We start from the raw sequence: 11,555 nt of genomic DNA on the forward strand, positions 1-11,555 counted from the left end.
AGAGACTATCGGGATATTTCAGTTTGAGTCGGCAGGCATAAAAAATGTGCTGCGTAAACTAGGTCCTACTTCAATAGAAGATGTTGCAGCCGTCAATGCCTTGTATCGGCCCGGTCCAATGGAACAAATTGATTTGTTTATCCAGCGGAAAAAAGGCGAAGTTCCGATTCTCTATCCGGATGAAAGTTTAAAAGATATCTTAGGAGTCACGTATGGAGTAATGGTTTACCAAGAACAAGTCATGCAAGTCGCTTCTAAAATGGGCGGATACACTTTAGGACAAGCCGATATTTTACGCCGAGCGATTGGAAAAAAACAAAAGGATGTCATTGATAAAGAACGGATCCATTTTATTAATGGAGCAAAAGAACTCGGTTACCAAGAAGATACAGCTGCACAGGTTTATGATTATATTGAACATTTTGCAAATTACGGCTTTAATCGGTCGCATGCAGTAGCGTATGCGTTTATTGCTTATCAAATGGCTTATTTAAAGGCTCATTATCCAGAACCCTTTTTTGTTGCCTTGTTAAATTCAGTTTCAAATAATCCGGCTAAATTAAAAGAACTTGTATTAGAGATTAAAAAGCGTAAAATCAGTTTTTCTCCTCCTGATATCAATAAAAGTTTTTTTGCCTTTTCATTGAACGAGAATCAAATCCAATTTGGTCTGGGAACCATTAAGGGAATAAGAAGAGAAATGATTATGGAAATAATCCAGATACGAAAAGAATCGGGGAAATTCCATGATTTAGTTGATTTTCTTCGTCGTCTAGAAACGAAATGGCTGAAAACAGATCATATTAAACCGTTGATTTATGCTGGTGCATTTGATTCCTTAGGCCTTTCAAGAGGAACATTGATTGCTTCATTGGAAGGAATTCTATCGAGCCTTAAATTAAGCGGAAATAATATTGGTTTATTTGATATTCTAAAACCTAAATACGAGATGGCTGAAGACTTAAGTTTGGAAGAAAAGCTGGAAATGGAAGAATTTTACTTAGGAATGTATTTATCAGGGCATCCTACTGAGCAATATGAAGCAGTTCCGTAAAACAGACGGTGTTCATTCAAGATTTGCACGTTGGTGAATATGGAAAAATAATTGGACTCGTGAAAGCTGTCCGGCGTATTCGAACCAAAAAAGGAGAACCGATGGCCTTTGTAACACTGAATGATTCTTCAGGAGATTGCTCCTTGACACTTTTCCCGGTCAAGTATCGGCAATATAGTCGTTTACTTGAAAAAGGAGAAATTCTTTACGTAGAAGGGAAAGTAGAAAACAATCGTGATCAAATGAAACAGGTGTTGGTGGACCAAATGGAGGATGTAAAAGTCCTGCATCAAACGCTTAATTCTGATAAATGTTTTATTCGGATACCAGCTGATAAAAGTGATGCTCAGACCTTACAAGAACTGAAAGAGGTCTTAAAAACTTATGCGGGAAACATTCCGGTCATTTTGTTTTACGCATCTACTAATAAAAAAATGGTTTTGAACCAAACCGAATGGGTCGATGGTACAGAAAAATTACAAAAGGCTTTAGAAGAAATCATCGGTTCAGGAAATATAGTATTTCAAAAAAAAGAATAAAAACAATTTTTTAGAGGTTTTTATCATTTTACTAGGACAATTCCAACTAAAAATGGTAAAATCATTTTGTGGGCTTAATAATTGAATGAGTTTTTTATGGATTTATTCAATAAACACTGGAAAACATATAAAAATTTTTTCAAGGTTTATCTTGAAAAGAAATTTTTATACTAAATACACTGATGAGGTGGGTTATTAATATGAAACGTATCGCTGTTTTAACAAGTGGAGGGGACGCTCCTGGAATGAACGCCGCTGTCCGCGCAGTTGTCCGTAAAGGTCTCTATGAAGGGATGGAAGTTTACGGCATCAATTATGGGTATGCTGGTTTAGTAGCAGGAGACATTCGTAAGTTAACGCGAAGAGATGTAGGGGATAAGATTTCACATGGAGGTACATTCCTTTACTCAGCTCGTTACCCAGAATTTGCAACAGAAGAAGGACAATTAAAAGGAATCGAGCAATTAGAAAAATTTGGAATTGAAGGCCTAGTCGTTATTGGCGGAGATGGTTCATACCGCGGCGGATTGGCTCTAACCAAACATGGATTTCCAGCTATCGGATTGCCGGGAACGATTGACAACGATATTCCAGGAACTGACTTTTGTATCGGTTTTGATACAGCCATTAATACAGTTTTAGATTCTGTTGATAAAATTAGAGATACTGCAACAAGTCACGTTCGTACTTTTATTGTTGAAGTAATGGGACGTAATGCAGGAGATATCGCTTTGTGGGCAGGTGTTGCTGGCGGTGCAGAGCAAATTATTATTCCAGAAAAAGAATTTAATATGGAAGAAGTCGCTAATACCATTCAAAAAGGCCGTGAACGTGGTAAAAAACACAGTATCATTATACTGGCTGAAGATGTGATGAAGGGCAATGATTTTGCTGACAGATTAGCAGAATACGGTGACCATCATGCTCGTGTAACTGTTTTAGGACATGTTCAACGTGGAGGTTCTCCAACTGCACGCGACCGTGTTCTTGCAAGTATCTTTGGTGCTAAAGCTGTTGATTTATTGAAAGAAGGCAAAGGCGGCTTAGTATTGGGTATGATCGGCAATGATATTGTTGAGAATAAGTTTGAAGATATTCTACAAGGTCAAAAACATATGCCTGATGTTTCTCTTTATAAATTGAACCAAGAAATTTCTTATTAATAAATATAGATAATATCTAAAAAAACGATTATTGGGAGAGATTACAGAATGAAAAAGACAAAAATAGTATGTACGATTGGACCAGCTAGTGAATCCGTTGAATTTTTAGTAGAAATGATTGAAGCTGGTATGAACGTTGCACGTTTAAACTTTTCACATGGCGATTTCGAAGAACATGGTGCGCGTATTAAAAATATTCGTGAAGCTTCTAATATTACCGGGAAAATGGTAGCTATTTTATTAGATACTAAAGGACCGGAAATTCGGACACATAACATGAAAGACGGCCGTGTAGAATTCGCTACTGGTGATGTGGTTCGGATAGCGATGAACGAAGTTGAAGGAACAAAAGAAAAATTCTCTATTACGTATGCTGATTTAATCAACGATGTACATCCTGGTTCTCATGTCCTTTTGGATGATGGTTTGATTGACTTAGAAATTACGGATATTGATCATGATAACAACGAGTTAGTATCTGTAGTTAAAAATGCTGGAGTATTAAAAAATAAAAAAGGTGTTAACGTCCCAGGGGTATCTGTTAACTTGCCAGGAATCACTGACAAAGATGCTGCTGACATTCGTTTTGGTCTGAAAAATGATATTGATTATATTGCAGCAAGTTTCGTACGTCGTGCTAGTGACGTATTAGAAATTACTGAAATTCTTGAAGAAGAAGATATGACACATGTTCAAATCATTCCTAAAATTGAAAACCAAGAAGGCGTTGATAATATTGACGAAATCTTAAAAGTTTCAAATGGTTTAATGGTTGCACGTGGAGACTTAGGAGTTGAAATTCCTACAGAAGAAGTTCCAATCGTTCAAAAAGCGCTTATCCAAAAATGTAACCAAGTGGGTAAACCCGTTATTACAGCTACACAAATGTTAGACTCAATGCAAGAAAATCCGCGTCCGACACGCGCAGAAGCAAATGACGTTGCGAATGCTATTTTTGACGGCAGTGATGCAGTTATGCTTTCTGGTGAAACGGCTGCTGGTAAATACCCGATTGAAGCTGTTCAAACGATGGCACGCATTGCAGTTCGAACAGAAGAAGCATTGGTCAATCAAGATGCATTTGCTTTGAAAGCATATAGCCAAACAGATATGACTGAAGCGATTGGACAATCTGTTGGCCATACAGCACGTAATTTGGATATTCATACTATTGTTGCAGCTACAGAATCTGGCCATACAGCTCGAATGATTTCTAAATACCGTCCAAAATCTAGTATTGTAGCAGTGACATTCTCTGAACGTCAAATGCGCGGATTAGCTCTTTCTTGGGGTGTTTACCCAACAGTTTCTAAAAAACCATCGTCTACTGATGATATGTTCAATTTAGCAACGACTATCGCTCAAGAAGGCGGCTTTGCTAAAGAAGGAGACTTGATTATCATTACAGCTGGTGTACCGGTTGGAGAACGTGGTACGACTAACTTAATGAAGATCCAATTAATTGGTTCTAAATTAGTAAACGGCCAAGGTGTGGGGTCTGAAGCAGTTATTGGTAAAGCAGTTGTTGTATCTTCTGCCGAAGAAGCTAATGTAAAAGCTGTTGAAGGCGGAATATTAGTAGTGAAAACAACAGACAAAGAATACTTGCCAGCTATTGAAAAATCTGCAGCGATTGTTGTAGAAAATGGCGGTTTAACAAGCCATGCAGCTGTTATTGGAATTGCTATGGGAATCCCAGTGATCGTAGGAGCAGAAGACGCTACTAAGCTTATTCAATCAGATGAATTGATTACAGTTGATTCTCGTCGTGGAATTGTCTATCGTGGAGCGACAACAGCTATCTAATGTAAAAGTAAAAGAACTTTAAAGAAAAGGCTCGTAAAAAGATGAATACGACATCTTTTTATGAGCTTTTTTAATTCCTTTTCTAGATGACATAATAAAATTATGGTAAACTAGATAGGGATGTAAGTTAAATGAATAACTTTTATTCATTTAGCGAGTGGATTAGAAAAAGAGTAAAAAAACGTTTGACCAATATGGAGGAAAAATAAATGAACAAATCTTTAGGAAATGTCATCACAGGACTTGTGACAGATATAAATGAAAAAGCTTATTTTATTCAAAAAGACGGCGTAACTTATAAACTGCCGAAAACTGAAACAATGGATTACCAATTAGGAGACACAGTTGAAGGTTTTGCTTATGTAGCGATGAACAAAGATACCATGCTCACTCAAGAGATACCGGCCGTACGAGTTGGCGAATTTGGCTGGGCTACAGTGAGTGAAACACGTAAAGATTTAGGCGTTTTTATGGATATTGGATTGCCGAATAAAGAAGTAGTTGTTTCGTTGGATGAACTTCCGACACTTAAACACCTTTGGCCAAAAAAAGGAGATCGTTTATTGATCACTATTCAAGTTGATGAAAAAGATCGCATGTGGGGAAAACAAGCACCTGAATCTGTTTTCGAATCTTTATCTCAAAAAGGAGATGAAGGATTAAACAATAAGAACATTACAGGTACTGCTTATCGCTTGAAATTAGTCGGAACGTATCTCCTTACCTCAGACAATTATTTAGGGTTTGTCCATCCGTCTGAAAGAAAAGATGAACCGCGTTTGGGAGAAGTTGTTTCAGGTCGTGTAATCGGAGTCAGAAGCGACGGAATTTTGAATGTTTCACTCATGCCACGTGCTCATGAAGCCATCAGTGATGATGCAGGAATGTTGTTGGCTATTTTGGAACGTACACCTACTGGAAGTTTCCCTTATACAGATAAAAGCGATGCAAATGAAATTAGAGAACGTTTCGGCATTAGCAAGGCTCAATTTAAACGTGCCTTAGGGAATCTGATGAAACAAAGAAAAATTGTTCAACAAGATGGCGAAACAAGATTAGTTGAAGCAACGAATGAAGACCAAAAATAAGAACGAGCTAGAATAAAATTGAATAAAAAATAAAAAGGGCAAAAGTTTTTGCTCTTTTTTATACGACTGGAAGGTATACATTTCTTTTGAGATAGGACGGGCTTGTCTCACTTATCTTAACTAAAAAATTGGCTGAAAGGAAAATTTAAAATGGAAGAAGAGTTAGCAGAATATATTCGTTTTTTGACAATTGAACGCGGTTTATCCAAAAACACAACTCAAAGTTATCAACGTGACTTAAAGCAATATACCTGCTTTTTAAAAGAACAAAAGTTGGATCAATGGAATGATATAGACCGATATACCGTTTTAGCCTTTTTACAACAAATGAAAGAAGAAGAAAAATCAGCGGGTACTATTATTAGAATGGTTTCAACTCTTAGACAATTCCATCAATTTTTAAAGCAAGAAAAAATATCTTCGGTGGATCCAATGCTGCACATTGATACGCCTAAAAAAGCACAGACGTTGCCAAAAATCTTATCGATGAAGGAAGTAGAACGGCTGATTGAAACTCCAAATACTAGTGAAACGTTAGGGATTAGAGACAGAGCAATCCTTGAAACCATGTATGCAACAGGTTTGCGTGTTTCAGAATTGACCGAGTTGAAATTAGATGATTTGCATCTTTCGCTTGGATTGATCCAAACTATTGGAAAAGGCGATAAAGAACGCATTATACCATTAGGAGATTTAGCCATTAAATGGATCGAAACCTATTTGCAGCATAGTCGAAACCGACTAGAACGCCCTAATAATCGTTCATCATATGTCTTTTTAAATCACCATGGACAAAAATTGACTAGACAAGGAATATGGAAAAATCTAAAAGCTATGGTTCAAAAAGCAGGCATCGAAAAAGAAGTGACTCCACATACCTTGCGTCATTCATTTGCTACGCATTTGTTAGAAAACGGAGCAGATTTACGGACAGTTCAAGAATTGTTGGGACATTCTGATATATCAACTACGCAAATCTATACGCATATCACGACGCACCGGATGTCATCTGTTTATAAAACGTACCATCCACGTGCTTGAAGTACCCAGTTTAGACGAACGTTGTATAGCGGCAAACTTGAAAAGAAACAAGTTCTTTTGGTTTTCTCTCGCATTCTTCAAGTTTATTGATTATAATAAAAGGCGTAGATATTCAAGAATAAGGGGGATAAACATCGTGTCTTATAAAAGAATACATTTGATCGTCATGGACTCTGTCGGAATAGGCGAAGCTCCTGATGCTGAAAAATTTAATGATGTGGGCAGCGACACATTAGGTCATATTGCTCAAGAAGTGGGATTAACCATTCCGCATCTAGAAGAATTAGGACTAGGAAATATTCGTCCGCTAAAAGGAGTCCGCAGCGTAGCAGACAGTGTCGGATACTATACGAAATTGGAAGAAGTATCGGTTGGTAAAGATACCATGACAGGACATTGGGAAATTATGGGCTTAAATATCCAAACACCCTTTCGTGTTTTCCCTAATGGGTTTCCAGATGAACTATTGCAAAAAATCGAGGATTTTTCAGGACGTAAAATCGTAGCGAACAAACCGGCCAGCGGAACGGCAATCATTGACGAATACGGTGAACACCAAATGAAGACAGGAGATCTGATCATTTATACTTCTGCCGACCCTGTTTTACAGATTGCAGCACACGAAGAAATTATTCCATTAGAAGAACTATATAAAATTTGTCAGTACGTTCGGGATATAACGAAAGAAGACCCTTATATGATTGGTCGTATCATTGCTCGCCCATTTGTAGGAGAACCAGGAAACTTTAAGCGAACAAGCGGACGTCATGATTATGCATTAAATCCATTTGGAAAAACAGTGTTAAACTATTTGAGCGAAGCAGGAAAAGATGTTATTGCTATTGGTAAAATCAATGATATCTATAACGGTGAAGGAGTAACAGAAGCTGTTAGAACGACGAGTAATATGGATGGAGTCGACCAATTGTTGAAAGTGATGACTTAAGATTTTGAAGGGTTAAGTTTCTTAAACTTAGTTGATTTCGATGCTTTATTCGGCCACCGCCGTGATGTAGCGGGATATGGTAAAGCGATTGAAGAATTTGATATGCGGTTGGAAGAAATTGTCGGACAGTTAAGAGAAGACGATTTGTTGCTGATTACTGCAGATCACGGAAATGACCCCATTGCTCCGGGAACGGACCATACTCGGGAATATGTTCCGCTATTGGCTTACTCTCCATCAATGAAAGAACGGGGAGAACTACCTCAAGGACATTTTGCTGACATTGGCACAACGATTGCTGATAACTTTGGCGTGGAGAGCACCGGATTCGGCAAAAGCTTTTTAAAGCATTTAATTTAAGAGAGAATAGGAAAAAGGAGAGTCATCATGACAGCAACTTTGCGAGAAAAAATTCAACAAGCAGCTTTATTTATTAAAGAACAAGGGATTCAAACACTTGAATTTGGTTTGATCCTTGGCTCAGGCTTAGGAGAATTAGCCGATGAGATTGAGAATCCCATTATCATTTCATATGGAGATATTCCTCATTTTCCTGTATCGACTGTTACCGGACATGCCGGTCAATTGGTTTATGGCAAATTAAGCGGTAAATATGTTTTGGCGATGCAAGGTCGATTCCATTATTATGAAGGATATTCTTTACAAGAAGTTACTTTTCCAATCAGAGTAATGAAAGAGTTAGGAGTACATTCACTAATCGTCACTAATGCGGCAGGCGGTATCAATACACAATTTACTCAGGGAGAATTGATGATGATCACCGATCAAATCAATTATACAGGTGCAAATCCTCTAATGGGTCCTAATGATGAGTCGTTAGGGGTACGTTTCACGGACATGAGCGAACCTTATGACAAAGCTTATCAAGAAACTGCTAGAGAGGTCGCTGTACAAATGGCGTTGGATTTAAAAGAAGGCGTTTATATCGGTTTTTCTGGTCCTACTTATGAAACACCAGCGGAAATAAAAATGGCTCGGTTGTTAGGAGCAGATGCAGTCGGCATGTCGACTGTTCCGGAAGTAATCGTTGCTAAACACGCTGGCTTACGAGTATTGGGAGTTTCATGTATTACCAACTTGGCAGCCGGTATGCAAGCTTCTCTTAACCATGAAGAAGTCGTTGAGACAACGGAACGTGTGAAAGTAACATTTAAATTATTTATCAAAAATATACTAGCAGCTTTGTAACGCGTGTTCTATTAAATAAATTTGCTTTTCGATTTGGTTTTATATTGAAAAGGTCAAAAGAAGCCCTCTTTTTAGGAAGCAGGGTTCTTTTTGTTGCGTTGAGAAAAAATAAATTTTGTGTTAAAGTAGGAAGAGCAAAATTCCGGGAAAAGTTGAAATGAGGACAATAAATGGATGAAAATTTGTTAACAGGCACAATGAAAATAAACGAAAAAAATCACTTGGAGATTGGCGGCGTCGATTGTGTTGATTTGGCTGAAAAGTATGGCACGCCAGTCTATATTTATGATACAGCCTATATTAAAACGAAGGCGCGTGCATTCAAAGCAGCTTTTGCTAAAAGGAAAGTAGCTGCTCAAGTGGCATACGCAAGTAAAGCTTTTTCTTGCTTAGCTATTTATCAATTAATGGCACAAGAAAAGATGTCTCTTGATGTAGTATCAGGAGGAGAGCTTTATACGGCCATTCAAGCAGATTATCCTAGTGAAAAAATCCATTTCCATGGCAATAATAAATCAGATGATGAACTTATTGCAGGTTTGGATTATCATGTCGGCTGTTTTGTAGTTGATAATTTTCATGAGTTGCATAGGTTAGATGAATTGACTGCTGAACGTAAACAGAAAACGAACATACTGATCCGAGTGACACCTGGTGTAGAAGCACATACACATGACTATATTTCTACAGGGCAAAATGATTCGAAATTTGGTTTTGATTTAGAAAATGGACAAGCAGAAGCAGCAGTTAAACAAGCCTTAAGCATGCCATTTATTGAAGTGATTGGATTACACAGTCATATTGGTTCTCAAATTTTTGAGACACAAGGGTTTAATCTAGCTATTGATAAAGTTTTAACGCAAGTAGCAAAATGGAAAAACGCATTAAACTTTGACTTAAAAGTGTTGAATGTAGGCGGCGGTTTCGGTATCCGTTATACGAGTGAAGACAAACCTTTGCCGATTGAAACATACATTCATACAATTATTGATGAAGTTGAAATGTTGACAGAAAACTTGAAGTTGGATATGCCGGAAATCTGGATCGAGCCTGGCAGAAGTTTAGTCGGCGATGCTGGAATCACGTTGTATCAAACCGGTTCGCAAAAGTCCATTCCTGATGTACGCAACTATTTAGCGATTGATGGAGGAATGTCAGATAATATCCGACCTGCATTGTACAATGCTAAATATACCGGCGTATTCGCTAATCGTGTGAATGATCAAATTGATGAGCTGTATTCAATTGCTGGAAAATGCTGCGAGTCTGGGGACATGCTGATCTGGAATCTGCCTTTGCCTAAAGTCCAATCTAAAGATATTTTAGCTGTTTTCAGCACAGGTGCATATGGATACGCAATGGCTAGCAATTACAATCGTATTCCTAGACCGCCTGTTGTCTTTGTTGAAGATGGAACAGAATTCTTAGCAATTGAAAGAGAAAGCTATAGAGATTTAATGAGATTAGAACGTTCGCTAATTTAAAGCATTTCTTCACGTCTTGCTTTTTGAACCTCGAAGATCTCTAGGAGGATGAAAATGTTACTCGAATACAAAAATGACTATGAAAAGATTACTATGGGACTACTTTCTTTTATACCTGACTTGAAAGATGTCTCGCGTCTACAGTCTGAATTGGAATGGTATCAGCAAGAAGAAAACCGCAAACTTTATCTATGGCGCGGAGAAGAAACACAAGATATCATTGCAGTTGCCGGTGTAGAAATTGGCGAAGAATTGATTTTGTTGCGACACATCTCTATCAATCCGTCTTTTCGCAATGAAGGCATCAGCTACAAAATCTTTGAAGCATTGGATGAAAGTTTCCCTCAAAAAAAGGTAATTGGAACATTGGAAACAAGTCCGTTAATTGTTAAATGGGAGCAGGAAAAAGCTAAAAAACAAAATCAGACTGAATCCAATGAACGAGTAGAAAATGCGGAACACCCAAAGAAAGAAGACTGAGCGATGTCGGAGATAAATGTAAAAATTGACGCTTTTGAAGGACCGCTTGATTTACTGCTTCATTTGATTCAGCATTTAGAAATCGATATTTATGATATTCCTATAGCTGAAGTCACTTCTCAATATTTAACGTATATTCAAACGATGAAAGTGTTGGAGCTGGATATTGCAGGCGATTATTTAGTTATGGCTGCAACTTTGATGGCAATAAAAAGCAAATTGCTTTTGCCGAAACAAGAACTAGTTTTAGATACGGAGCTTGAATTGATTGAAGAAGGAGAAGATCCTCGAGACGCCTTAGTTGAACAGTTATTGGAATACCAAAAGTATAAAAAAGCTGCTGCGGTCTTAAAGACAAAAGAAGAAGAACGCAGTCAGTATTATACAAAAGAGCCGCAAAATTTAGACCAATTACAAAAGAATGTTCCGCTTGAACCATTGCAAATCAGTACATTGGATTTAGTAGTAGCTTTTCAAAAATTATTGACTAAGCGGTTGAAAAAAGCCCCTCTTCAAACTAAAGTCATGGCTGAAGAGGTAACGATCAGTGAAAAAATGGCGTTCATTTTAGCTAGCGTGTCTTCAGCTTCAAGTAAAACAGGAATACGATTTACCGATCTTTTTACAGAACCAACAAAGAAAGATATGGTAACAACTTTTATGGCTTTGCTTGAACTAATCAAAGAACAAACCATTTCATTTCAGCAAGCAGAAAAATACGGAGAAATCTTAATATATGCAGCAA

The 11,555-nt window shown here is 37.6% G+C and carries 8 protein-coding genes and 2 pseudogenes; all 10 read left to right on the forward strand.

The window, feature by feature from the left end:
• Positions 1-1,593: pseudogene (gene dnaE, locus RT405_RS01485) on the forward strand (DNA polymerase III subunit alpha); the annotation flags it as partial.
• Between the two features lie 200 nt (positions 1,594-1,793).
• Positions 1,794-2,756, forward strand: a complete 963-nt coding sequence (pfkA, locus tag RT405_RS01490; RefSeq protein WP_313466965.1) for a 6-phosphofructokinase — start codon at positions 1,794-1,796, stop codon at positions 2,754-2,756.
• A 48-nt stretch (positions 2,757-2,804) separates the two neighbouring features.
• Positions 2,805-4,562, forward strand: coding sequence for a pyruvate kinase (gene pyk, locus RT405_RS01495; protein WP_313466967.1), 1,758 nt, complete (start codon positions 2,805-2,807; stop codon positions 4,560-4,562).
• A 209-nt stretch (positions 4,563-4,771) separates the two neighbouring features.
• The gene (locus tag RT405_RS01500) at positions 4,772-5,650 is read left to right on the forward strand and encodes a S1-like domain-containing RNA-binding protein (protein WP_313466969.1); all 879 of its coding nucleotides are present in this window, start codon (positions 4,772-4,774) and stop codon (positions 5,648-5,650) included.
• A gap of 150 nt (positions 5,651-5,800) precedes the next feature.
• Positions 5,801-6,691 carry a site-specific tyrosine recombinase XerD gene (gene xerD / locus RT405_RS01505; protein WP_313466970.1) on the forward strand — a complete coding sequence of 297 codons (891 nt, stop codon included), beginning with the start codon at positions 5,801-5,803 and terminating at the stop codon, positions 6,689-6,691.
• Positions 6,692-6,827: 136 nt separating this feature from the next.
• Positions 6,828-7,997, forward strand: a pseudogene (gene deoB / locus RT405_RS01510) (phosphopentomutase).
• Between the two features lie 27 nt (positions 7,998-8,024).
• A complete protein-coding gene (locus RT405_RS01515; RefSeq protein WP_313466971.1) occupies positions 8,025-8,846 on the forward strand; it encodes a purine-nucleoside phosphorylase in 822 nt (273 codons plus the stop codon).
• Between the two features lie 170 nt (positions 8,847-9,016).
• On the forward strand, positions 9,017-10,330 hold the full coding sequence (gene lysA / locus RT405_RS01520; RefSeq protein ID WP_313466973.1) for a diaminopimelate decarboxylase: 1,314 nt from the start codon (positions 9,017-9,019) through the stop codon (positions 10,328-10,330).
• 54 nt (positions 10,331-10,384) lie between these two features.
• Positions 10,385-10,810: an N-acetyltransferase gene (locus tag RT405_RS01525; protein ID WP_313466975.1), complete on the forward strand. Its 426-nt coding sequence runs from the start codon at positions 10,385-10,387 to the stop codon at positions 10,808-10,810.
• A 3-nt stretch (positions 10,811-10,813) separates the two neighbouring features.
• Positions 10,814-11,555 (forward strand): segregation/condensation protein A (locus RT405_RS01530; protein ID WP_313466977.1); only part of this gene is annotated, 742 nt, incomplete at its 3' end.

This window comes from Carnobacterium sp., assembly GCF_032094055.1.
Taxonomy (GTDB): domain Bacteria; phylum Bacillota; class Bacilli; order Lactobacillales; family Carnobacteriaceae; genus Carnobacterium_A.